The sequence below is a fragment of the Pseudomonas sp. H3_A02 genome (assembly GCF_054671965.1).
Genome location: NZ_CP162807.1, coordinates 5693252 through 5715750 on the forward strand (window position 1 = coordinate 5693252; position 22499 = coordinate 5715750).

Annotated in this window: 23 protein-coding genes; 18 read left to right on the top strand and 5 right to left on the bottom strand. The window is 62.3% G+C overall.

Translation table 11 applies throughout. The features are described 5' to 3' along the window. Positions 1-152: 152 nt before the first annotated feature. Positions 153-845: an alpha/beta family hydrolase gene (locus AB4N80_RS25005; RefSeq protein ID WP_122567926.1), complete on the bottom strand. Its 693-nt coding sequence runs from the start codon at positions 843-845 to the stop codon at positions 153-155. Positions 846-941: 96 nt separating this feature from the next. Here AB4N80_RS25005 and ccoN (AB4N80_RS25010) point away from each other — a divergent pair, with 96 nt between their 5' ends. From ccoN (AB4N80_RS25010) to AB4N80_RS25095, 18 genes are all read left to right on the top strand, one after another. Next, on the top strand, positions 942-2366 hold the full coding sequence (ccoN, locus tag AB4N80_RS25010) for a cytochrome-c oxidase, cbb3-type subunit I (RefSeq protein ID WP_003199614.1): 1425 nt from the start codon (positions 942-944) through the stop codon (positions 2364-2366). Between the two features lie 10 nt (positions 2367-2376). Next, complete coding sequence (gene ccoO, locus AB4N80_RS25015; RefSeq protein WP_122567925.1) at positions 2377-2985, top strand: cytochrome-c oxidase, cbb3-type subunit II; 609 nt, start codon at positions 2377-2379, stop codon at positions 2983-2985. Positions 2986-2990: 5 nt separating this feature from the next. Beyond that, positions 2991-3191 (top strand): cbb3-type cytochrome oxidase subunit 3, encoded by a 201-nt coding sequence (locus tag AB4N80_RS25020; protein WP_060743060.1) that lies wholly within the window; start codon positions 2991-2993, stop codon positions 3189-3191. Beyond that, on the top strand, positions 3188-4141 hold the full coding sequence (ccoP, locus tag AB4N80_RS25025) for a cytochrome-c oxidase, cbb3-type subunit III (protein ID WP_122567924.1): 954 nt from the start codon (positions 3188-3190) through the stop codon (positions 4139-4141). The genes AB4N80_RS25020 and ccoP (AB4N80_RS25025) overlap by 4 nt, the downstream gene beginning before the upstream one ends. A gap of 481 nt (positions 4142-4622) precedes the next feature. Then, positions 4623-6065, top strand: a complete 1443-nt coding sequence (ccoN, locus tag AB4N80_RS25030; protein WP_053120682.1) for a cytochrome-c oxidase, cbb3-type subunit I — start codon at positions 4623-4625, stop codon at positions 6063-6065. Continuing rightward, entirely contained in the window at positions 6065-6673 is a 609-nt protein-coding gene (gene ccoO, locus AB4N80_RS25035; RefSeq protein ID WP_122567923.1) for a cytochrome-c oxidase, cbb3-type subunit II, read from the top strand. The genes ccoN (AB4N80_RS25030) and ccoO (AB4N80_RS25035) overlap by 1 nt, the downstream gene beginning before the upstream one ends. Positions 6674-6678: 5 nt before the next feature. Next, the gene (locus AB4N80_RS25040) at positions 6679-6864 is read left to right on the top strand and encodes a CcoQ/FixQ family Cbb3-type cytochrome c oxidase assembly chaperone (protein WP_003183474.1); all 186 of its coding nucleotides are present in this window, start codon (positions 6679-6681) and stop codon (positions 6862-6864) included. Continuing rightward, a complete protein-coding gene (gene ccoP / locus AB4N80_RS25045) occupies positions 6861-7844 on the top strand; it encodes a cytochrome-c oxidase, cbb3-type subunit III (protein WP_060738428.1) in 984 nt (327 codons plus the stop codon). The genes AB4N80_RS25040 and ccoP (AB4N80_RS25045) overlap by 4 nt, the downstream gene beginning before the upstream one ends. 152 nt (positions 7845-7996) lie before the next feature. Then, positions 7997-8251 carry a type II toxin-antitoxin system Phd/YefM family antitoxin gene (locus AB4N80_RS25050; protein ID WP_122567922.1) on the top strand — a complete coding sequence of 85 codons (255 nt, stop codon included), beginning with the start codon at positions 7997-7999 and terminating at the stop codon, positions 8249-8251. Then, positions 8252-8674: a type II toxin-antitoxin system VapC family toxin gene (locus AB4N80_RS25055; RefSeq protein WP_122567921.1), complete on the top strand. Its 423-nt coding sequence runs from the start codon at positions 8252-8254 to the stop codon at positions 8672-8674. A 480-nt stretch (positions 8675-9154) separates the two neighbouring features. Next, positions 9155-10570, top strand: a complete 1416-nt coding sequence (gene ccoG, locus AB4N80_RS25060; protein WP_122567919.1) for a cytochrome c oxidase accessory protein CcoG — start codon at positions 9155-9157, stop codon at positions 10568-10570. An 11-nt stretch (positions 10571-10581) separates the two neighbouring features. Then, entirely contained in the window at positions 10582-11121 is a 540-nt protein-coding gene (locus AB4N80_RS25065; protein ID WP_122568399.1) for a FixH family protein, read from the top strand. A 142-nt stretch (positions 11122-11263) separates the two neighbouring features. Next, positions 11264-13714 carry a heavy metal translocating P-type ATPase gene (locus AB4N80_RS25070; RefSeq protein WP_122567918.1) on the top strand — a complete coding sequence of 817 codons (2451 nt, stop codon included), beginning with the start codon at positions 11264-11266 and terminating at the stop codon, positions 13712-13714. A gap of 24 nt (positions 13715-13738) precedes the next feature. Continuing rightward, entirely contained in the window at positions 13739-13957 is a 219-nt protein-coding gene (gene ccoS, locus AB4N80_RS25075) for a cbb3-type cytochrome oxidase assembly protein CcoS (protein ID WP_122567917.1), read from the top strand. Next, positions 13950-14633: a sulfite exporter TauE/SafE family protein gene (locus tag AB4N80_RS25080; protein WP_072407868.1), complete on the top strand. Its 684-nt coding sequence runs from the start codon at positions 13950-13952 to the stop codon at positions 14631-14633. The genes ccoS and AB4N80_RS25080 overlap by 8 nt, the downstream gene beginning before the upstream one ends. A 334-nt stretch (positions 14634-14967) precedes the next feature. Beyond that, positions 14968-16350 (top strand): oxygen-independent coproporphyrinogen III oxidase, encoded by a 1383-nt coding sequence (gene hemN / locus AB4N80_RS25085; protein ID WP_122568398.1) that lies wholly within the window; start codon positions 14968-14970, stop codon positions 16348-16350. A 94-nt stretch (positions 16351-16444) separates the two neighbouring features. After that, on the top strand, positions 16445-17179 hold the full coding sequence (gene fnr / locus AB4N80_RS25090) for a fumarate/nitrate reduction transcriptional regulator Fnr (protein ID WP_122567916.1): 735 nt from the start codon (positions 16445-16447) through the stop codon (positions 17177-17179). Between the two features lie 76 nt (positions 17180-17255). Next, positions 17256-17804: an adenine phosphoribosyltransferase gene (locus AB4N80_RS25095; protein ID WP_122567915.1), complete on the top strand. Its 549-nt coding sequence runs from the start codon at positions 17256-17258 to the stop codon at positions 17802-17804. A gap of 127 nt (positions 17805-17931) precedes the next feature. Here the strand turns inward: AB4N80_RS25095 and recR are convergent, their stop codons facing one another. The 4 genes from recR to dnaX form a co-directional block, all read right to left on the bottom strand. Further along, positions 17932-18534, bottom strand: a complete 603-nt coding sequence (gene recR, locus AB4N80_RS25100) for a recombination mediator RecR (protein WP_122568397.1) — start codon at positions 18532-18534, stop codon at positions 17932-17934. A 66-nt stretch (positions 18535-18600) separates the two neighbouring features. Then, positions 18601-19635: an NADP-dependent oxidoreductase gene (locus AB4N80_RS25105; protein ID WP_122567914.1), complete on the bottom strand. Its 1035-nt coding sequence runs from the start codon at positions 19633-19635 to the stop codon at positions 18601-18603. 291 nt (positions 19636-19926) lie between these two features. Continuing rightward, a complete protein-coding gene (locus tag AB4N80_RS25110) occupies positions 19927-20265 on the bottom strand; it encodes a YbaB/EbfC family nucleoid-associated protein (RefSeq protein WP_003183512.1) in 339 nt (112 codons plus the stop codon). Between the two features lie 64 nt (positions 20266-20329). After that, positions 20330-22411 (bottom strand): DNA polymerase III subunit gamma/tau, encoded by a 2082-nt coding sequence (gene dnaX / locus AB4N80_RS25115; protein WP_305483074.1) that lies wholly within the window; start codon positions 22409-22411, stop codon positions 20330-20332. Between the last annotated feature and the right edge of the window lie 88 nt (positions 22412-22499).

Sequence of the window (22499 nt, forward strand, 5' to 3'; positions counted from 1 at the left end):
GGAAAACTAAAACCCGGACAGCGAACGCTTCCGGGTTTTTTATTGCCTGACAGGCCGCTATCGCGAGCAAGCTCGCTCCCACATGGGATGGTCAACGCCGCAAATCCAGTGTGGGAGCGAGCTTGCTCGCGATGAGGCCATGACAGGCACCATCAATCTTGAGACAGGAACCCGGACACCCCCTGCGCCGCCGCCTCCAGATGCTGCTCATGACTGAACCCCGAAGCCTTCAACGGCTTGAGGTCATGATCCCCCGCCACCAACCACAACACCTCGATGCTCGGAGACAAACTGTAGCCCTGCACCGCTTCCCGATTGCCCAACGCATCGCGCTCGCCCTGGACGATCAAGGTTCGGGTCTTCAATGCAGCCAAGTGCTCGACCCGGGGCTTCTCCGGCTTGCCCACCGCATAGAAGGGATAGCCCAGGCACACCAGCGCATCGACGCCCAACTCATCGGCCAGCAAACTCGCCATGCGTCCGCCCATGGACTTGCCGCCAATGGCCAGCCGCCCAGCGACATAAGGCCGCACCGTGGCGTACACCTCACGCCAGCATTCCAGCAGCTTAGGTGCCGGGTTGGGCGGGCGTTTCCCCCCATCCAGACGCCGCTGGGCCATGTAAGGAAACTCGAAACGCAATACGTTGACGCCCCGTGCAGCAAGGCGCGTGGCTATTTCCTCCATGAAACCGCTGTCCATCGGCGCACCGGCACCATGGGCCAGAATCAAGGTCGCAGGCGTGGCGCCCGCGCCCGGCTGCGCGGCCGTCCACAGCCAGCCGTGTTGCGCGACGCACCGCGCCCATTGATCCCCGTCAATACTGGCCTTGTGCTGTTTGTCCATGCTTGCCTCGCTTTTAGTCTGCCTATAACTCCAGGCGAAGAACGCCGCACTGCCTTGCGCAGGCGCTCACTTCGGCTGAACCGTGGATGGGGAACCATGAACACTTCTATCAGTACCGCCTACAACTACAAGGTGGTCCGCCAATTCGCCATTATGACGGTGGTGTGGGGCATCGTCGGCATGGGGCTCGGGGTTTTTCTCGCCGCCCAATTGGTCTGGCCACAACTCAACTTCGATTTGCCCTGGACCAGCTTCGGCCGCCTGCGCCCGCTGCACACCAACGCAGTGATCTTCGCTTTCGGCGGCTGCGCCCTGTTCGCCAGTTCGTTCTACTCGGTGCAACGCACCTGCCAGACCCAGCTGTTTGCGCCGAAAATCGCCGCGTTCTGCTTCTGGGGCTGGCAACTGGTGATCCTGCTGGCGGCCATCAGCCTGCCCCTGGGCTACACCAGTTCCAAGGAATACGCCGAACTGGAATGGCCGATCGACATCCTGATCACCATCGTCTGGGTGGCCTACGCCATCGTGTTCTTCGGCACCGTGGCCAAGCGCAACACCAAGCACATCTACGTCGGTAACTGGTTCTTCGGCGGGTTCATCCTGACCGTGGCGATCCTGCACATCGTCAACAACCTGGAACTGCCGGTGAGTTTCACCAAATCCTACTCGGTGTACGCCGGGGCCACGGATGCGATGGTGCAATGGTGGTACGGGCACAACGCCGTAGGCTTTTTCCTCACCGCAGGCTTCCTGGGGATGATGTACTACTTCGTGCCGAAACAGGCCGAACGTCCGGTGTATTCCTATCGCCTGTCCATCGTCCACTTCTGGGCACTGATCACCCTGTACATCTGGGCCGGCCCGCACCACCTGCACTACACCGCGCTGCCGGACTGGGCGCAGTCCCTGGGCATGGTGATGTCGCTGATCCTGCTGGCACCCAGCTGGGGCGGCATGATCAACGGCATGATGACCCTGTCGGGGGCCTGGCATAAGTTGCGCAGCGACCCGATCCTGCGCTTTTTGGTGGTGTCCCTGGCGTTCTACGGCATGTCGACCTTCGAAGGTCCGATGATGGCGATCAAGACCGTCAACGCCCTCTCCCACTACACCGACTGGACCATCGGCCACGTGCATGCCGGCGCGCTCGGCTGGGTGGCGATGATTTCCATAGGGGCGCTGTACCACATGATCCCGAAAGTCTTCGGTCGGCCACAGATGCACAGCATCGGCCTGATCAACGCGCATTTCTGGCTCGCGACCATCGGCACGGTGCTGTACATCGCCTCGATGTGGGTCAACGGTATCGCCCAGGGCCTGATGTGGCGTGCGGTGAACGAGGACGGCACGCTTACCTACTCCTTCGTCGAAACCCTGGTGGCCAGCCACCCAGGCTTCGTCGTGCGGTTGGCGGGCGGGTCGATCTTCCTTCTCGGCATGCTGCTGATGGCCTACAACACCTGGCGCACCGTGCGGGCCTACCAGCCTGCCGAAGCCGCCGCTGCCGCGCAGATGGCCTGAGGAGTCCGCCATGAAACACGAAACAATCGAAAAAAACGTCGGCCTGCTGATGCTGTTGATGGTCCTGGCCGTGAGCATTGGCGGCCTGACCCAGATCGTGCCGCTGTTCTTCCAGGACGTGACCAACAAGCCGGTGGACGGCATGAAGCCCTACACCGCCCTGCAACTGGAGGGCCGCGACATCTACATCCGTGAAGGCTGCGTCGGCTGCCACTCGCAGATGATCCGTCCGTTCCGCGCCGAGACCGAGCGCTACGGCCACTACTCCGTCGCTGGCGAAAGCGTCTGGGACCACCCATTCCTGTGGGGCTCCAAGCGTACCGGGCCGGACCTGGCACGGGTCGGCGCACGCTACTCCGACGACTGGCACCGCGCCCACTTGTACAACCCGCGCAACGTTGTGCCCGAGTCGAAAATGCCGGCCTACCCGTGGTTGGTGGCCCAGGCGGTGGACAGCAGTCACACCGAGGGCAAGCTGCGCGCCATGCGCACCCTCGGCGTGCCGTACACCGACGACGACATCGCCGGCAGCGTGGCCGCGCTCAAGGGCAAGACCGAAATGGACGCGCTGGTGGCCTACCTGCAAGTGCTCGGCACTGCCATCAAGAGCAAGAGGTAAGCCTGATGTTCTTTGAAATGAGCACTGGAATGATCCGTGGCCTGGGCACCGTCGTGGTGTTCATCGCCTTCATCGGCCTGACCCTGTGGGTATTCAGCAGCAAACGCGGGCCGGAATTCGCCCAGGCGCGCCTGCTGCCGTTCGCCGACGAACCGCCCGCCGACATCACCCCCCAAGACCCTGCGACAAGGAGTACCCGGCCATGACCACCTTCTGGAGTACGTGGATCTGCGTACTGACCATCGGCAGCCTCATCGGCCTGACCTGGCTGCTGATCGGCACCCGCAAGGGCGAGACCAAGGGCAGCGTCGACCAGACCATGGGCCACAGCTTCGACGGCATCGAGGAATACGATAATCCGCTGCCGCAGTGGTGGTTCCTGTTGTTCGCCGGCACCCTGGTGTTTTCCGTTGGCTACCTGGTTCTCTATCCGGGCCTGGGCAACTGGAAAGGCATCCTGCCCGGCTACGAAAACGGCTGGACCGGCGCCCATGAATGGGAAAAGGAAATGGCCAAGGCCGACGCCCGGTTCGGGCCGATCTTCGCCAAATTCGCCGCCATGCCCGTGGAAGAAGTGGCCAAGGACCCACAGGCCTTGAAGATGGGTGGGCGCCTGTTTGCCTCCAACTGCTCGGTCTGCCATGGCTCGGACGCCAAGGGTGCCTTCGGCTTCCCGAACCTGGCCGACAGCAACTGGCGCTGGGGCGGCGCCGCCGACACCATCAAGGCGACCATCATGGGCGGCCGCATGGCGGCGATGCCAGCCTGGGGTGAAGTGCTGGGGGACGCCGGGGTCAAGAACGTGGCCGCGTATGTACGCCACGACCTGGCCGGCCTGCCGTTGCCGGCGGACAGCGGTGCCGACCTGCAAGCCGGCCAGCAGGCCTTCAACACCACCTGTATCGCCTGCCACGGCGCCAACGGCCAGGGAACCGAAGCCATGGGCGCGCCGAACCTGACGCAACCGGCCGGCTTCATCTACGGCACCAGCCTGGCCCAGTTGCAGCAGACCATTCGCCATGGTCGCCAGGGCCACATGCCGGCGCAGAATGAGTTGTTGGGCAATGACAAGGTGCAACTGCTCGCGGCTTATGTCTACAGCCTGTCCCAGGGTGCGGGCACCGAGCGCCTGCAAGCGGAACACAAAAGCGAATAAATCCTGACCACACGAACCGCCGCATTCATCTGGATGCGGCGGCTCCGTGCCCCTGCGCGACGCATTGTCGCACCCTCCCTTCGTCTTTCTTTCGGTTCCCTGGAATCGGGTCTAAGCTTGCCTCTGCGTGCGCTGGCGACTGCCGGTTTCAGGTCGACCCGACCCGATGCGTTCGACAATCGTTCGACAAAAAGGCCGCAAAGGCAGGTGAATACCGGCTGTTGCGACAGTTGCCTGGCATCACCCGAACGCCGTGTTCGAACACACCCCGTTACAACCGACCTGACCCCCTCGCCTCTTTCCTTCGTTGCGACATTTTGCCGAGGGCCAATTTTGTCCCTACTCGGCACATGGAAAGGCCGCAGAATCAGCTTTGGAAAGCATTGACCCAGGTCATGGCGCGTTGCAATGACCCCCCGCTTTCTCCATACTTGCGACCGATTTTTATCCTAATAAAACACCCAAACCGTGGAACCTTAGAATGAGCACAGCAATCAGTCCGACTGCTTATAACTATAAGGTAGTCCGCCAGTTCGCCATCATGACGGTGGTCTGGGGGATCCTTGGCATGGGGCTCGGTGTCTTCATCGCCTCGCAACTGGTCTGGCCGGAGTTGAACTTCGATCTGCCATGGACGACATTTGGACGCCTGCGCCCGCTGCACACCAACCTGGTGATCTTCGCCTTCGGTGGTTGTGCGTTGTTTGCCACTTCTTACTACGTCGTGCAGCGAACCTGCCAAACGCGACTGATCTCCGACAGCCTCGCCGCCTTCACCTTCTGGGGCTGGCAAGCGGTGATCGTCGGTGCGATCGTGACCTTGCCAATGGGTTTCACTACCACCAAGGAATACGCGGAACTGGAATGGCCCCTGGCTATCCTGCTGGCCATCGTCTGGGTGACCTACGGTTTGGTGTTCTTCGGCACCATCGTCAAGCGCAAGACCAAGCACATCTACGTCGGTAACTGGTTCTACGGTGCTTTCATCGTCGTGACCGCCATGCTGCACATCGTCAACCACGCCTCCCTGCCGGTCAGCTTCTTCAAGTCGTACTCGGCCTACTCGGGCGCGACCGACGCGATGATCCAGTGGTGGTACGGCCACAACGCCGTAGGCTTCTTCCTGACCACCGGCTTTTTGGGGATGATGTACTACTTCGTGCCGAAACAGGCCGAGCGTCCGATCTATTCCTATCGCCTGTCCATCGTCCACTTCTGGGCGCTGATCACCCTGTACATCTGGGCCGGTCCGCACCACCTGCACTACACCGCACTGCCGGATTGGGCACAGTCCCTGGGCATGGCAATGTCGATCATCCTGCTGGCGCCAAGCTGGGGCGGCATGATCAACGGCATGATGACCCTGTCGGGTGCCTGGCATAAGCTGCGCACCGACCCGATCCTGCGGTTCCTGGTCGTGTCGTTGGCGTTCTACGGCATGTCGACCTTCGAAGGCCCGATGATGGCCATCAAGACCGTCAACTCCCTGAGCCACTACACCGACTGGACCATCGGCCACGTGCACGCCGGTGCGCTCGGCTGGGTGGCAATGATCTCCATCGGCGCCATCTACCACATGATCCCGAAACTGTTCGGTCGTGCGCAGATGCACAGCACCGGCCTGATCAACGCGCACTTCTGGCTCGCGACCATCGGCACCGTGCTCTACATCGCCTCGATGTGGGTCAACGGCATCACCCAAGGCTTGATGTGGCGTGCGATCAACGACGACGGCACCCTGACCTACTCGTTCGTCGAAGCGCTGCAAGCCAGCCACCCTGGCTTCATCGTGCGTGCCCTGGGCGGCGCGTTCTTCGCCAGCGGCATGCTGTTCATGGCCTACAACGTGTACCGCACCGTTCGTGCCTCTGACCCGGCTGAAGCTGAAGCCGCCGCCAAGATCGCCGTAGTTGGAGCTCACTGATGAAGCACGAAGCAGTAGAGAAGAATATCGGCCTGCTGGCCTTCTTCATGGTCATCGCCGTGAGCGTCGGCGGCCTGACCCAGATCGTTCCACTGTTCTTCCAGGACGTGACCAACAAGCCGGTCGAAGGCATGAAGCCGCGTACCGCCCTGGAACTGGAAGGCCGCGACATCTACATCGCCAACGGCTGTGTCGGCTGCCACTCGCAGATGATCCGTCCGTTCCGCGCTGAAACCGAACGCTACGGCCACTACTCCGTTGCCGGTGAAAGCGTCTGGGACCACCCGTTCCTGTGGGGTTCCAAGCGTACCGGTCCGGACCTGGCCCGCGTTGGCGGCCGTTACTCCGACGACTGGCAGCGTGCGCACTTGTACAACCCGCGCAACGTCGTGCCTGAATCGAAAATGCCGGCCTATCCGTTCCTCGTAGAAAACAAGCTCGACGGCAAAGACACCGCCAAGAAAATGGAAGTCCTGCGCGCCTTGGGCGTGCCTTACACCGACGAAGACATCGCCGGTGCCAAGGATGCCGTCAAGGGCAAGACTGAAATGGACGCGCTGGTGGCCTATCTGCAAGGCCTGGGCACCATCATCAAAAGCAAACGGTGATCTGGATGGATATCGGGATGATTCGTGGCCTGGGCACCGTCGTCGTGATGGTGGCCTTTATCGGCCTGGCCTTGTGGGTGTTCAGCCCCAAGCGCAAGTCGGAGTTTGACGACGCGACCTTGCTGCCGTTCGCGGATGATCCCGAAGCCATCAAGCACGTCGAGCAAGCTTCTAGGAGTAACAAAGAATGACTACGTTCTGGAGTCTGTACGTCACAGTCCTCAGTCTGGGTACGATCTTCGCCCTGACCTGGCTGCTGCTGTCGACCCGCAAGGGCCAGCGCAGCGAAGCCACCGAAGAGACGGTTGGCCACTCCTTCGACGGGATCGAGGAGTACGACAACCCGCTGCCGAAATGGTGGTTCATGCTGTTCGTGGGCACCATCGTGTTCGCCCTCGGTTACCTGGTGCTCTACCCTGGCCTGGGCAACTGGAAAGGCCTGCTGCCAGGCTATAACTACCTGGACAACGAAAAGCAGACCGCCTTCGCCAACGGCCAGACCGGCTGGACAGGCGTTCACGAGTGGGAAAAGGAAATGGCGCGCTCGGACGCCAAGTTCGGTCCGATCTTCGCCAAGTTCGCCTCCATGCCGATCGAAGAAGTCGCCAAGGACCCGCAAGCCCTGAAGATGGGTGGCCGCCTGTTCGCCTCCAACTGCTCGGTCTGCCACGGTTCCGACGCCAAGGGTGCCTACGGCTTCCCCAACCTGACCGACGCCGACTGGCGCTGGGGCGGTGAGCCGGAAACCATCAAGACCACCATCATGGGCGGCCGTCACGCGGTGATGCCGGGCTGGGCTGCCGTGGTGGGCGAACAAGGCGTGGCCGACGTGGCCTCCTACCTGGTGACCAGCCTGCACGGTCGCAAACTGCCGGAAGGCGCCAAGGCCGACCCGGCCAACGGCCAGAAACTGTTCGCGGCCAACTGCGTGGCCTGCCACGGTCCTGCCGGCAAGGGCACGCCCGCCATGGGCGCACCTGACCTGACGCACCCGGCCGGTTTCATCTACGGTTCGAGCTTCGCTCAACTGCAGCAGACCATCCGCTACGGTCGCCAGGGCCAGATGCCGGCCCAGGCCGACCTGCAAGGCAACGATAAGGTCCACCTGCTGGCGGCCTATGTCTACAGCCTGTCTCACGGCGAAAAGGCTCCGGCCGCTGACGCCCAGTAAGACCAGCAACTGATACACGAAAGGCCCCGCCAATCCGATTGGCGGGGCCTTTTTGTTACCGGTCGAAAAACCTGGACGAATCGGTTGCGCTTGCCGCCCCTCCATACCAGTAGTAACGTGCCTACATTCGAATTCAAAATGAGGGCGCGCCCATGTCCATCACGACGATCTCCAGCCGCGAATTCAACCACGACACAAGTGGTGCCAAAAAAGCCACCCGTGAAGGGCCAGTAATCATCACCGACCGTGGCAAGCCGGCCCATGTGCTGCTAAGCATTGAGGAGTACCAGAAACTGACCGGCATTGGCGCCAGCATTGTCGAGTTGTTGGTCATGCCCGATGCGCCGGACATCGATTTCGATACCGAGCGCGCCGTCATCACACCCCGCTCGGTGGACCTGTCCTGAATGTTTCTACTCGATACCAACGTCATTTCCGAACTGCGCAAATCCCAGGCAGATAAAAACGTCCAGGCCTGGGCCCGTAGCGTTCCCGCTCCCAGCCTGTACGTCTCGGCGATTACCGTACTGGAGCTGGAAACCGGCGTGCTGCGCTTCGAACGCAAGGACCCGATGCAAGGCAGCCGCTTGCGGGCCTGGCTGGATAATCATGTGCTGCCGGCCTTTGCCGGCAGGATCCTGGCCGTGGACCGTGCCGTCGCGCTGCGTTGCGCTCGCCTGCATGTGCCTGGCCGCAGCAATGAAAGCGATGCATTGATTGCCGCTACCGCATTGGTCCATGGATTGACCGTGGTGACCCGCAACGTGAGTGATTTCCAGAGCAGCGGCGTGGCGGTATTCAACCCGTGGTCAGGAGATGAAAAGAACTAGATCTGAAGCTCCAGGTGCGGACCTGTGGCGAGGGGATTTATCCCCGCTGGGCTGCGAAGCAGCCCCCAATAAGCTGATTACATCGGCCTGACACACCGCGTTGGCAGGTTTTAGGACTGCTTCGCAGCCCAGTGGGGATAAATCCCCTCGCCACAAAGACAGACCTGCACCTGACAGAGGCATTTGCCCGCACCTGATGGAGCCTTCAGCGACCAAGTTGGGGGTTGCTCCTGTCTACTGATTTGTCCACAACCCCTCTTTCGTTTTTTCGTCAACGCCATGAACTGTCTATAGTCAATTGATCTGGGTCATGACTTGTTACATCCGCTACACCATTCGGCCCAGACGCCCAACGCGACCAAAGGTCGCACCCTTGAGCCAGAGCGACAGGCGTATCATTGCGCCACTGCAACACCCTTTCTGACCGAGGTCGGCACGTACTGGCCCCGGCACTTTTCCACTGCCGTGGGATGCAATTTGATGAGTAACCAGATTCCGGTACATGACGTTACCCCGCCTGCCAAGGACGCGAACAACAGCGTCGATCTGTATGCCTCTCGGGAAAAAATCTACACCCGCGCCTTCACGGGCCTGTTCCGCAACCTGCGGATGCTTGGCGGAGCGTTCTTGTTCCTGCTGTATTTCGGTACGGTCTGGTTGAACTGGGGCGGCCATCAGGCCGTCTGGTGGAACCTGCCGGAACGCAAGTTCTTCATTTTTGGCGCGACCTTCTGGCCCCAGGATTTCATCCTGCTGTCCGGGATGCTGATCATTGCGGCATTTGGTCTGTTTTTCATCACGGTCTATGCCGGACGGGTGTGGTGTGGCTACACCTGCCCACAAAGCGTGTGGACCTGGATCTTCATGTGGTGCGAAAAAGTCACCGAAGGCGATCGCAACCAGCGCATCAAGCTCGACAAGGCCCCCATGGGCGCCAACAAATTCCTGCGCAAATTCGCCAAGCACAGCCTGTGGCTGCTGATCGGCTTCGTCACCGGCGTGACCTTTGTCGGTTACTTCACGCCGATCCGCGAACTGGTGTTCGAGTTCTTTACCGGCCAGGCCGATGGCTGGTCGTATTTCTGGATCGGCTTCTTCACCCTCGCCACCTACGGCAACGCCGGCTGGCTGCGCGAGCAGGTGTGCATCTACATGTGCCCTTACGCACGCTTCCAAAGCGTGATGTTCGACAAGGACACGTTGATCGTGTCCTACGACCCACGGCGTGGCGAAAGCCGTGGTCCGCGCAAAAAAGGCGTGGATTACAAGGCCCTGGGCCTTGGGGACTGCATCGACTGCACCATGTGCGTCCAGGTCTGCCCGACCGGCATCGACATCCGCGACGGCTTGCAGATCGAGTGCATCGGCTGCGCGGCCTGCATCGATGCCTGCGACAACATCATGGACAAAATGGATTATCCCCGTGGCCTGATCAGCTACACCACCGAACATAACCTCTCGGGGCAGAAAACCCATAAACTGCGCCCGCGCCTGATCGGTTACGCCTTGGTGCTGCTGGTCATGATCAGCTTGCTGGCAGCGGCATTCTTCATGCGTTCGCTGGTGGGTTTCGACGTCAGCAAGGACCGCGTGCTGTACCGCGAAAACGCCGAAGGCCGGATCGAGAACGTCTACAGCCTGAAGATCATGAACAAAGACCAACACGACCATACGTATGTCCTGGAAGCCGTCGGCCTGCCCGACCTCAAGCTGCAAGGTCGCCGGGAAATCAAGGTCGCGGCCGGCGAGATCTATAGCCAGCCGGTTGAACTGTCCAGCGCACCGGAACAACTGCCATCGAGCACCAACGAGGTGACCTTCATCCTCAAGGACGCCGATGACGAAAGCGTACATGTCGAAGCCAAGAGCCGGTTCATCGGCCCACAAACTCGTTGAGAGAAATGAACATGCCTGCAGCAACCGCCACCAGCCCTTGGTACAAGCACCTCTGGCCGTGGATTATCATTGCGATCCTGAGCTGTTCGGTGACACTGAGCCTGACGATGGTGACCATTGCGGTGAAGAACCCGGACAACCTGGTCAACGACAACTATTACGAAGCCGGCAAAGGCATCAACCGCTCGCTGGAGCGCGAACTGCTGGCCCAGACCCTGCAACTGCATGCCAACGTGCAACTGGATGACGTGACCGGCGAAGTGAACCTGCGCCTGAACGGCAACAGCCGCCCCCAGACACTGGAACTGAGCCTGATCTCGCCGACCCAGCCGGAGAAGGACCGCAAGATCATCCTCACCCGCAACGACAGCGAACCGGGTCGCTACGTCGGCCAGTTGACGGACAAGATCGAAGGCCGGCGCTTTGTCGAATTGCTGGGGGTGGAGAACGACAAGACCTGGCGCCTGTTCGAAGAAGAACAGATCAACCACGACCAGGCCATCCTGCTCGGCGATGAACCGCTGCAAGGCGCTGAAGACCTGAAAAAATAGACGACTGCGCTTCGCGCAATCGCGAGCAAGCTCGCTCCCACAGTTGATCGCGGATGGCTATACACCGCCCATCCCCTGTGGGAGCGAGCTTGCTCGCGAAGAGATTTTCAGACGCCCTGAAAGCTGCGATATGTGAATACTCATGACCACTCCACAGCCTTGCTACCACTGCGCCCTGCCCGTCCCCCCTGGCAGTCGCTTCACCGCCGTTGTCCTCGGTGAAACCCGCGAGCTGTGCTGCCCGGGCTGCCAGGCGGTGGCCGAAGCCATTGTCGCCGGTGGCCTGGAAAGTTATTACCTGCATCGCAGTGAAGCGTCGGCCAATCCCGAGACCCTGCCCGTCCAGTTGACCGATGAACTGGCGCTGTACGATCGCCCTGATGTGCAGCAGTCGTTCGTGCGCCATGAGGGCGACTTGGCCGAAACCACCCTGTTGATGGAAGGCATCAGTTGCGCCGCCTGCGGCTGGTTGATCGAAAAACAGCTGCGCAGCCTGCCGGCCGTGGCTGAGGCGAGGTTGAACCTGTCCAACCATCGCTTGCATGTGCGTTGGGCCGACGCCCAGTTGCCGCTGAGCACGCTGCTCGCCGAGTTGCGCCAGATCGGCTACGTCGCCCATCCGTACCAGGCCGACCAGGCGTGCGAGCAACTCGCCGCACAAAACCGCCTGGCCCTGCGCCAGTTGGGCGTGGCCGGCCTGTTGTGGTTCCAGGCGATGATGGCAACGATGGCCACCTGGCCGGAATTCAACATCGACCTCAGTCCCGAGATGCACACCATCCTGCGCTGGGTCGCCTTGTTTCTCACCACGCCCATCGTGTTCTACAGCTGCGCGCCATTCTTCAAAGGCGCCATGCGCGACCTGCGCACCCGCCACCTGACCATGGACGTGTCGGTGTCCCTGGCAATTGGCAGCGCCTACGTTGCCGGAATCTGGACGTCGATCACCGGCGTCGGCGAGTTGTACTTCGATGCCGTGGGCATGTTCGCCCTGTTCCTGCTGGCCGGCCGTTACCTGGAACGCCGGGCCCGGGAGCGCACGGCCGCCGCCACCGCCCAACTGGTCAATCTGCTGCCGGCCTCGTGCCTGCGCCTGGCGGCTGACGGCCAGAGTGAACGCATCCTGCTCAGCGAATTGCGCACTGGTGACCGGGTGTTGGTGCATCCCGGGGCGGTCCTGCCGGCTGACGGCAAGATCCTCGAGGGGCAGTCCAGCATCGACGAATCGCTGCTGACCGGCGAGTACCTGCCACAACCTCGACAAGCGGGCGATGCGGTCACCGCGGGCACACTGAATGTCGAAGGCGCCTTGACCGTCGAGGTGCTGGCCCTCGGGCAAGACACCCGGTTGTCGGCCATCGTGCGGCTGCTGGAGCGGGCCCAGGCCGAGAAACCGCGACTGGCGGAAATCGCCGACCGCGCCGCTCAATGGTTCCTGCTGTTCTCCCTGGTCGCGGCAGCGGCCATCGGCCTGTTGTGGTGGCAACTCGATGCCTCGCGGGCTTTCTGGATCGTCCTGGCGATGCTGGTCGCCACCTGCCCCTGCGCATTGTCCCTCGCCACGCCGACCGCCCTCACCGCGGCCACCGGCACCTTGCACAAACTTGGCCTGCTGCTGACACGCGGCCATGTGCTGGAAGGCCTGAACCAGATCGACACGGTTATTTTCGACAAGACCGGAACCCTCACCGAAGGCCGCTTGGCGTTGCGCGCCATTCGGCCGTTGGCGGCCCTCGACAGCGATCAATGCCTGGGGCTGGCCGCGGCCCTGGAAAACCGCTCGGAACACCCCATCGCCCGAGCCTTCGGCCGCGCGCCACTGGCCGCCGAGCAGGTGCAAAGCACCCCGGGACTGGGGCTGGAAGGCTTCGTGGCCGAACAACGCCTGCGCATCGGCCAGCCCGGTTTTGTCTGCGAACTGAGTGGCGCCGCCGTGCCGCAAATGCCGGACGAACCCGGGCAATGGCTGTTGCTGGGCGACGAGATCGGACCATTGGCCTGGTTCGTCCTCGATGACCGCTTGCGCGCCGATGCTCCGGCCCTGCTGGCGGCCTGCAAGGCGCGGGGTTGGCGAACGCTGCTGCTGTCGGGCGATAGCTCACCGATGGTCGCCAGCGTCGCCGCCGAACTGGGCATCGATGAAGCCCGCGGCGGCCTGCGCCCGGACGATAAACTGGCGGTATTGCAGCAATTGCACCAACAGGGCCGCAAGGTGCTGATGCTCGGCGATGGCGTGAACGACGTGCCCGTGCTGGCGGCGGCCGACATCAGTGTCGCCATGGGCTCGGCCACCGACCTGGCCAAGACCAGCGCCGACGCCGTGCTGCTGTCCAACCGCCTCGACGCCCTGATCCATGCCTTCAACCTGGCCCGGCGCACTCGCCGGGTGATCGTCGAGAACCTGGTGTGGGCAGGGCTGTACAATGGCCTCATGTTGCCGTTCGCCGCCCTCGGCTGGATTACGCCGGTGTGGGCCGCGGTCGGCATGTCCATCAGTTCGTTGACCGTGGTGTTGAATGCCCTGAGGCTAACGCGTCAGCCCAAGGCGCAGGTTTTCGCCGCCACGCCCGATACCCGCCCGCTGCCGGCCTGAGCCGCGCGGGCATGGAGTTCCGACATGCCAGCTCTTTACGTGATGATCCCGGCCGCGCTGCTGATCGTGGCCATCGCCGTGTACATTTTCTTCTGGGCCGTGGACAGCGGGCAGTACGACGACCTCGACGGTCCGGCCCACAGTATTCTGTTCGACGATCAGGACCCGAACCACAAGGCAGCGGTGGACGAAGCCAGTGGCGAGGCCCGCCAGCCGGACGACAAGGCCCCGCCCCATGCTTGACCTGGCGCCACTGCTGGTTTCGGCCGTCATCCTTGGCCTGTTGGGCGGCGGCCACTGCCTGGGCATGTGCGGCGGCCTGATGGGCGCCCTGACCCTGGCGATTCCCAAGGAACAGCGCAGCCGCCGCTTTCGGTTGCTGCTGGCGTACAACCTGGGGCGGATCCTGAGCTATGCCACCGCCGGGTTGCTGATCGGCCTGGCCGGCTGGGCTGTGTCCAACAGCCCGGCCGCGATGATCATGCGGGTGCTGGCCGGCTTGCTGTTGATTGCCATGGGCCTGTACCTGGCGGGCTGGTGGAGCGGCCTGACCCGCATCGAAAGCGTGGGGCGTGGCCTGTGGCGGCACATCCAACCCGTCGCCAACCGCTTGCTGCCGGTGTCGAGTCTGCCCCGGGCCTTGCTGCTCGGCGCCCTGTGGGGCTGGCTGCCGTGCGGGTTGGTCTACAGCACTCTGCTCTGGTCCGCCAGCCAGGGCAATGCTCTGGACAGTGCCTTACTGATGCTCGCCTTCGGCCTGGGCACCTGGCCGGTGCTGCTCGCCACCGGCCTGGCCGCCGAGCGCATCACCGCCCTGCTGCGCAAACGCAGCGTGCGCATGGCCGGTGGGCTGTTGGTGATTGTCTTTGGCATCTGGACATTGCCAGGGCCGCATCAGCATTGGCTCATGGGGCATTGACCGAGTCGCCCCAATCGCGAGCAGGCTCGCTCCCACAGCAGACTTGTGGTGAACACTCATTTGTGAACACCACATCCCCATGTGGGAGCGAGCTTGCTCGCGATGGCGGTGGTTCATCTGACATCCCTGCTGGACGTGCCGCCGTCATCGCGAGCAAGCTCGCTCCCACAGTAATACCCCGTCCTCGAATCCATGAGCGCCGCAGATCCCCTGTGGGAGCGAGCCTGCTCGCGATTGCCCCTGACTCAGCCCCCACCCGTTGACGTAAATCAAAACGGCCTCGTGCCCAGCCCCCTAGACTCGCCCCATGCCAGCCTACCCGGGGAACACCCGCATGCTCGACGCCATCCGTTGGGACTCAGACCTGATCCGCCGCTACGACCTGGCGGGACCACGCTACACCTCGTACCCGACTGCGGCGCAGTTCGGCGGCCAGGTGGGCACCTTCGACCTGCTCCATGCCCTGCGTGACAGCCGCAAGGCCCGGCGGCCACTGTCGCTGTATGTGCACGTGCCGTTCTGCGCGAACATCTGCTACTACTGCGCCTGCAACAAGGTCATCACCAAGGACCGTGGCCGCGCCCACGCCTATCTGCAACGCCTGGAACAGGAGATCCAGCTGATCGGCTGTCACCTGGACCCCACCCAGCGCGTGGAGCAGCTGCACTTTGGCGGCGGCACCCCGACGTTCCTCAGCCACGACGAGCTGCGCCAACTGATGGCCTCGCTGCGCCAGCACTTCAATCTGCTGAACGACGATTCCGGCGACTACGGCATCGAGATCGATCCCCGGGAGGCCGACTGGTCGACCATGGGGCTATTGCGTGAACTGGGCTTCAATCGGGTCAGCATCGGCCTGCAAGACCTCGACCCGGCGGTGCAGCGTGCCGTCAATCGCCCGCAAAGCCTGGAAGAAACCCGCGCCGTGGTCGAGGCTGCCCGGACCTTGCAATTCCGTTCGATCAACATCGACCTGATCTATGGACTGCCCAAGCAGACCCCGGACACCTTCGCCCGCACCGTCGAGGAAGTCATCCACCTGCAACCGGACCGGCTCTCGGTGTTCAACTACGCCCACCTGCCGGAACGCTTCATGCCCCAGCGGCGCATCAACAGCCAGGACTTGCCGAACCCGGAGCAAAAACTGGCGATGCTACAAGACACCATCGAACAGCTAACCTGCGCCGGCTACCGCTACGTGGGCATGGACCACTTCGCCCTGCCCGACGACGAGCTGGCCATCGCCCAGGAAGAGGCCACGTTGCAGCGCAACTTCCAGGGCTACACCACCCATGGGCATTGCGACCTGATCGGCCTCGGCGTGTCGGCCATCAGCCAGATCGGCGATGTGTACTGCCAGAACAGCAGCGACCTGAACCATTACCAGAACACCCTCGCCAACGGGCAATTGGCGACCAGTCGCGGCCTGATCTGCAATACCGACGATCGGTTGCGACGCGCGGTGATCCAGCAGTTGATCTGTCACTTTCATCTGGCCTTCGCCGAGATCGAGCAACGCTTCAATATCGATTTCCGCGGTTACTTCGCCCCGCTTTGGCCGCAATTGCGGGCGATGGCCGAGGATGGGCTGATCAAATTGGATGACACCCACATCCAGGTATCGCCCGCTGGTCGCTTGCTGGTGCGATCGGTGTGTATGGTGTTCGACGCCTATTTGGAACAACATAATCGGCAGCGTTTCTCCCGCGTTATCTGAGCGCGACAATTTGACGAGGAAAGCGCGCTAGTCGGAGTGCCTGCACTGGGGTACCCTTACGTCTTATGTGTGTTTTCCCACAAGGATTGAAGAAATGTCCGAGCCAGTCAAACTGCGCGCCCACAACCAGGCCCACTGCAAGGATTGCAGCCTGGCGCCTCTGTGCCTGCCACTTTCATTGAATCTGGAGGACATGGAGGCGCTGGACGAAATCGTTAAACGGGGCCGTCCGTTGAAAAAAGGTGAATTTCTGTTTCGCCAGGGTGACACCTTCGATTCCGTCTATGCGGTGCGCTCGGGCGCCTTGAAAACCTTTAACCTGAGCGACGGCGGCGAAGAACAGCTCACCGGTTTCCACCTGCCCAGCGAACTGGTGGGCCTGTCGGGCATGGACACCGAGACCCATCCGGTCTCGGCCCAGGCGCTGGAGACCACCTCGGTGTGCGAAATTCCTTTTGATCGCCTGGACGAGCTGGCCATCCAGTTGCCGCAACTGCGTCGCCAGTTGATGCGGGTCATGAGCCGGGAAATCCGTGACGATCAGCAGATGATGCTGCTGCTCTCGAAAAAAACCGCCGACGAGCGCATCGCCACGTTCCTGGTCAACCTCTCGGCGCGCTTCCGCGCCCGCGGGTTCTCGGCCAACCAGTTCCGCCTGAGCATGTCGCGCAACGAAATCGGCAATTACCTGGGCCTGGCAGTGGAAACCGTGTCCCGGGTGTTCACCCGTTTCCAGCAGAACGAGTTGATTGCCGCCGAAGGCAAGGAAATTCACATCCTCGACCCGATCCAGCTTTGCGCCCTGGCCGGCGGCTCGATCGAAGGCTGATGGACGAGCGCGGCTGAGGGATTGGCCTCGCCGCGCTATACTGCGCCGTTTGCAGCCCTGCCAGGACACTTCCACGATGGTCTTTGACTCCTTCGACATCAAATCCCTGATCCGTCCCGTGATCGACTTCCCCAAACCCGGCGTGATCTTTCGCGACATTACCCCCCTGTTCCAATCCCCGACCGCCCTGCGCCTGGTCATGGACAGTTTCGCCCACCGCTATGTCGAGGCCGAGTTCACTCACATTGGCGCGATGGATGCCCGGGGCTTTCTGATCGGCTCGATCCTGGCCTATCAGTTGAACAAGCCGCTGATCCTGTTTCGCAAGCAAGGCAAGCTGCCGGCCGACGTGCTGGCCGAGGGTTACCAGACCGAATACGGCGAAGCCTTCCTTGAAGTGCATGCCGACAGCCTGTGCGAGGGGGATTCGGTGGTGATGTTCGATGACCTGATCGCCACCGGGGGCACGCTGATCGCCGCCGCCAACCTGATCCGCCGCATGGGCGCCAAGGTCCACGAGGCCGCAGCGATCATTGACTTGCCGGAACTGCTCGGCTCCCAGCGTCTGGAAGACATGGGGATTGCGACGTTCTGCCTGACGCAGTTTTCGCTCAGCGAAAAATAATTACCGAGTGAGTAACCCTGTGGGAGCGAGCTTGCTCGCGATAGCGGTGTGTCAGCAAACATAGATATCGGCTGATCTACCGCCATCGCGAGCAAGCTCGCTCCCACAGGGGATCGTGTTGCTGCTGTTACAACGCGATCGGCTTGCGCCCCGCAAACGAATGCGCCAACGTCCCGCCATCTACCAGTTCAAGCTCCCCACCCAGCGGCACGCCGTGGGCGATGCGGGAGGCGATCAGGCCTTTGTTGTTGAGCAGTTGGGCGATGTAATGGGCAGTGGCTTCACCTTCGACCGTCGGATTCGTGGCGAGGATGACTTCCGTAAACGTGCCCGCCTCTTCGATCCGCGCGATCAGCTGTGGAATGCCGATGGCTTCAGGCCCCAAGCCGTCGAGCGGGGACAAATGGCCCTTGAGCACGAAATAACGGCCACGAAAACCAGTCTGTTCCACCGCATACACATCCATCGGCCCCTCCACCACGCAGAGCAAGGTGTCGTCCCGACGCGGGTCGGCACATTGCGGGCAGAGGTCGTCTTCGGTGAGGGTGCGGCATAAGCGGCAATGCCCCACGCCTTCCATGGCCTGGCTCAAGGCCTGGGCCAGGCGCGAACCGCCGCTGCGATCACGCTCAAGCAATTGCAACGCCATGCGCTGGGCAGTTTTCTGACCCACACCCGGCAACGTTCGCAGGGCATCGATCAGTTGGCGAATCAAAGGGCTGAAGCTCATGGAGGAAATGTCCGACATAACAACGAGACGCGGTTTATACCCGCGCCTCCGATTAGCGTCAAATACTCAATCCTGCGCGACTCGCACCACCAACTTGCCGAAGTTGCGTCCTTCCAACAGGCCGATAAACGCCTGTGGCGCATTTTCCAGGCCATCGACCACGTCCTCGCGGAACTTGACCTTGCCATCGCGCACCCAAGGGGCCATGGCACTGATGAACTCCGGCTGACGGTCACCGTAGTCATCAAACACAATAAACCCCTGAATCCGCACGCGCTTGGTCAGCAAGGTGCGCTGCAGTTGCGGCAAGCGATCCGGGCCGCTCGGCGCCTGATGCTCGTTGTAGGACGCGATCAGGCCACAGAGCGGGATCCGTGCCTTGGCGTTGAGCAACGGCACGACGGCATCGAAGACCTTGCCGCCGACGTTTTCGTAATAGATATCGATGCCCTTGTCACAGGCCCGCGCCAGTTCCTCGGCAAAATTTTCGCTCTTGTGATCGACACAGGCATCAAAACCCAGCTCGTCGACCACGTACTTGCATTTTTCGCTGCCGCCCGCGACGCCGACCACACGCAGGCCCTTGATCTTCGCCACCTGGCCGACCACCGAGCCCACGGCACCCGAGGCGGCCGCGACCACCAGGGTTTCCCCGGCCTTGGGCTGGCCAATGTCCATCAGTCCCATGTAAGCGGTCATGCCCGGCATGCCCAGTACACCCAAAGCCATCGACGGGCTGGGCAACCCCGAGGGGATGGGCATCACGTTGCGCCCGTCGCTGATGCTGTGGCTCTGCCAACCCGTGGCGCCCACCACCAGATCACCCTCCTGGAATTTCGGGTGCGTCGAACGTTCCACGCGGCTGACAGCGCCGCCGGTCATCACTTCATCGATTTCCACCGGAGCGGCGTAGGAAGGGCCTTCACTCATGCGCCCGCGCATGTAGGGGTCCAGGGACAGGAACAGCGTCTTGAGCAGGATCTGCCCTTGTGCCAGGTCCGGCAGGGTCACGTGCTCCAGGCGGAAATTGTCCGGGGTCGGGGCGCCGTGGGGGCGAGAGGCCAGGACGATGCGCTGGCTGGTGGTCGATGCTTGTGACATGGAAGCGTCTCCTTGATCGTTGAGTGGCACGTATAGGGAGCAGACCATTATCGGGGGCGCGGCGTTCGATGTTTGTTCAGCGGGTCATTGTGGGAGCAAGGCTTGCCCGCGATGCAGACGCCTCGGTTTGTCGGAACTGCGCGCCATCGTTCATCGCGGGCAAGCCTTGCTCCCACAGAGCCTTGCTCCCACAGGTTAGGTTTGTGTCACCGCTCACCCCTATGACAGAAACAAAAATGCCAGGCGCGATGCCTGGCATTGTGTGTAGCCCATCCCGACCGGGATGGCGAATCAGAACGGCAGTTTCATGCCCGGCGGCAGTTGCATGCCAGCGGTCATGCCGGACATCTTGTCCTGGCTATTGGCTTCAATCTTGCGCACCGCGTCATTGACGGCGGCGGCGAAGAGGGCTTCGAGCATTTCCTTATCATCTTCGCTCAGGCCTTCGACCACGCTTGGGTCGATGCTGACGCGCTTGATGTCGTGGCGACCGGTCATGACCACGGTCACCATGTCGCCGCCGGATTTGCCGGTGACTTCGGCGTTGGCCAGTTCTTCCTGCATCTTGGCCATTTTTTCCTGCATCTGCTGCGCCTGCTTCATCAGGCCGGCCATGCCACCTTTCATCATGGGAATCACCTCGAAAGTACTTGGATAAACAACGCGCCCGGCCCGTTCGGCCCGGCGCCTTCAGTTATGAGCCCTGGGTGACCGGGGCTTCGACAGGTTCGATAGTATCGTGACGGACCACGGCGCCGAACTGTTGCATCATCTGCTGGATGAATGGATCACTGTGGATCGACTCCTCGGCTTCACGCTGACGGTCGGCACGGCGACGGGACGCGGCCTGGGCCGGGGTCTCCTGCTCGGGCTTGATCAGCTCGATGGTCAGCGTCAGGGTGCGCTGGTGGTACTGGTTCAGCGCATCGTTGAGGCGACGTTGCTGGGTCGCGTTGAACAGTGCGCTGTGGGCCGGATCCAGGTGCAACAGCCAGTGGTCGCCTTCCACGGCCATCAGCGTGCAGTTGGCCGCGATGCTGCCAGTCATGCCGCTGATCGGCAGTTTAGGGAACAGTTCCAGCCATTGCAGGGCCAGCCCGGTGGCCGGCATCGCCGCCGGTTCCGGCTCGGGCTCCGGGGCCGGCTCAGCGGCGTGCTCGCTGGCCAGGTCGTCCAGGTAGCTGTAGGCCGAATCCATGTCCGGCTCGATGTAATCCTCGTCCAGCGGCGGCTCGTCGTCCAGGTCGATGCCTGGCGTGGCGACATCGACGTCGGCCACCGTCGGCTCGGGCACGGGTGCGGCGACCCACTCAGGCGCATCGGGCACCACGCTGTCGGGCGTCGGCAGCGGCATCGGCGGCAACTCGGGCTGCTCGGCGACCGTTTCCAGCACGGGCTCGACGACCGGCTGCTGGACCACTTCCGGCTCGACCGGGTCATTCCAAGGCAGGTCGACGACTTCTTCAGCGACGGGTTCGGGCAACGCCTCGACGACCGGCTCGGGTTCCGGCTCAGGCGCCGCGACCACAGGTACTGGCGCCGGAATCGGTTGGGGTACAGGTGCCACCGCTGCCGGCACCGAAGCCACTGCCGGCGCAACGACGGGCGCGGCAGCCACTGGCTTGGCGGAATCAGCTGTGGCCTGGCTGATCCCCACTGGCTTTAGCGTTTGCCTCGGGGCGTCCGCCGTGTCGGCTGGCCGGAACGCCAGCATGCGCAGCAGAACCATTTCGAAGCCGCCTCGCGGATCCGGCGCCAGGGGCAGGTCGCGACGGCCGATCAGGCCCATCTGGTAATAGAACTGTACGTCTTCGGCCGGCAGTGCCTGGGCCAAGGCCAGTACGCGATCACGGTCGCCATGGCCGTTGTCGACGCCTTCAGGCAGGGCCTGGGCGATGGCGACACGGTGCAGCACGTTGAGGATTTCCGAGAGCACGCCATTCCAGTCCGGCCCCTGCTCGGCCAGGTGACGCACCGCCTCGAGCAGCGCCTTCGCGTCGCCTTCGATCAGCGCATGCAAGACGTCATAGACCTGGCCGTGGTCGAGGGTTCCGAGCATGGCCCGGACATCGGCGGCCATGACCTTGCCTTCACCGAAAGCGATGGCCTGGTCGGTCAGGCTCATGGCGTCGCGCATCGAACCATCGGCGGCGCGGCCCAGCAGCCACAGGGCATCGTCTTCGAACGGCACGTTCTCGACGCCCAGTACATGGGTCAGGTGCTCGACCACCCGTTCCGGCGTCATGTTCTTGAGGGAGAACTGCAGGCACCGCGACAGAATCGTTGCAGGAAGTTTCTGGGGGTCGGTGGTCGCCAGGATGAACTTGACGTAGGGCGGCGGTTCTTCGAGGGTCTTGAGCAGCGCATTGAAGGAATGGCTGGAAAGCATGTGCACTTCGTCGATCAAGTAGACCTTGAAGCGCCCGCGGCTCGGGGCGTACTGCACGTTATCGAGCAGTTCACGGGTGTCTTCGACCTTGGTGCGGCTGGCGGCGTCGATCTCGATTAGGTCGACGAAGCGGCCCTCGTCGATTTCCCGGCAGACCGAACACTCGCCACAAGGTGTCGAAGTGATACCGGTTTCACAGTTCAGGCACTTGGCAATGATCCGCGCGATGGTGGTCTTGCCCACGCCCCGGGTACCGGTGAACAGGTAGGCATGGTGCAGCCGCTGGCTGTCCAAGGCATTGATCAGAGCCTTGAGCACATGGGTCTGGCCGACCATTTCGCGGAACGAGCGCGGACGCCATTTACGTGCAAGAACCTGATAACTCATCGAAAACCGTCGCAACGAAGGAACATAAGCGGCTAATGCTAGCGGAGCAGGGGCGAAATTGCATCCGGTGTGCTCGTCTAATCTGACT

Excerpts from the sequence above, each read along its gene's own strand:
- AB4N80_RS25005 (WP_122567926.1), bottom strand. The coding sequence starts at position 845 with ATGGACAAACAGCACAAGGCCAGTATTGACGGGGATCAATGGGCGCGG.
- ccoN (WP_003199614.1), top strand. The coding sequence starts at position 942 with ATGAACACTTCTATCAGTACCGCCTACAACTACAAGGTGGTCCGCCAA.
- ccoO (WP_122567925.1), top strand. The coding sequence starts at position 2,377 with ATGAAACACGAAACAATCGAAAAAAACGTCGGCCTGCTGATGCTGTTG.
- AB4N80_RS25020 (WP_060743060.1), top strand. The coding sequence starts at position 2,991 with ATGTTCTTTGAAATGAGCACTGGAATGATCCGTGGCCTGGGCACCGTC.
- ccoP (WP_122567924.1), top strand. The coding sequence starts at position 3,188 with ATGACCACCTTCTGGAGTACGTGGATCTGCGTACTGACCATCGGCAGC.
- ccoN (WP_053120682.1), top strand. The coding sequence starts at position 4,623 with ATGAGCACAGCAATCAGTCCGACTGCTTATAACTATAAGGTAGTCCGC.
- ccoO (WP_122567923.1), top strand. The coding sequence starts at position 6,065 with ATGAAGCACGAAGCAGTAGAGAAGAATATCGGCCTGCTGGCCTTCTTC.
- AB4N80_RS25040 (WP_003183474.1), top strand. The coding sequence starts at position 6,679 with ATGGATATCGGGATGATTCGTGGCCTGGGCACCGTCGTCGTGATGGTG.
- ccoP (WP_060738428.1), top strand. The coding sequence starts at position 6,861 with ATGACTACGTTCTGGAGTCTGTACGTCACAGTCCTCAGTCTGGGTACG.
- AB4N80_RS25050 (WP_122567922.1), top strand. The coding sequence starts at position 7,997 with ATGTCCATCACGACGATCTCCAGCCGCGAATTCAACCACGACACAAGT.
- AB4N80_RS25055 (WP_122567921.1), top strand. The coding sequence starts at position 8,252 with ATGTTTCTACTCGATACCAACGTCATTTCCGAACTGCGCAAATCCCAG.
- ccoG (WP_122567919.1), top strand. The coding sequence starts at position 9,155 with ATGAGTAACCAGATTCCGGTACATGACGTTACCCCGCCTGCCAAGGAC.
- AB4N80_RS25065 (WP_122568399.1), top strand. The coding sequence starts at position 10,582 with ATGCCTGCAGCAACCGCCACCAGCCCTTGGTACAAGCACCTCTGGCCG.
- AB4N80_RS25070 (WP_122567918.1), top strand. The coding sequence starts at position 11,264 with ATGACCACTCCACAGCCTTGCTACCACTGCGCCCTGCCCGTCCCCCCT.
- ccoS (WP_122567917.1), top strand. The coding sequence starts at position 13,739 with ATGCCAGCTCTTTACGTGATGATCCCGGCCGCGCTGCTGATCGTGGCC.
- AB4N80_RS25080 (WP_072407868.1), top strand. The coding sequence starts at position 13,950 with ATGCTTGACCTGGCGCCACTGCTGGTTTCGGCCGTCATCCTTGGCCTG.
- hemN (WP_122568398.1), top strand. The coding sequence starts at position 14,968 with ATGCTCGACGCCATCCGTTGGGACTCAGACCTGATCCGCCGCTACGAC.
- fnr (WP_122567916.1), top strand. The coding sequence starts at position 16,445 with ATGTCCGAGCCAGTCAAACTGCGCGCCCACAACCAGGCCCACTGCAAG.
- AB4N80_RS25095 (WP_122567915.1), top strand. The coding sequence starts at position 17,256 with ATGGTCTTTGACTCCTTCGACATCAAATCCCTGATCCGTCCCGTGATC.
- recR (WP_122568397.1), bottom strand. The coding sequence starts at position 18,534 with ATGAGCTTCAGCCCTTTGATTCGCCAACTGATCGATGCCCTGCGAACG.
- AB4N80_RS25105 (WP_122567914.1), bottom strand. The coding sequence starts at position 19,635 with ATGTCACAAGCATCGACCACCAGCCAGCGCATCGTCCTGGCCTCTCGC.
- AB4N80_RS25110 (WP_003183512.1), bottom strand. The coding sequence starts at position 20,265 with ATGATGAAAGGTGGCATGGCCGGCCTGATGAAGCAGGCGCAGCAGATG.
- dnaX (WP_305483074.1), bottom strand. The coding sequence starts at position 22,411 with ATGAGTTATCAGGTTCTTGCACGTAAATGGCGTCCGCGCTCGTTCCGC.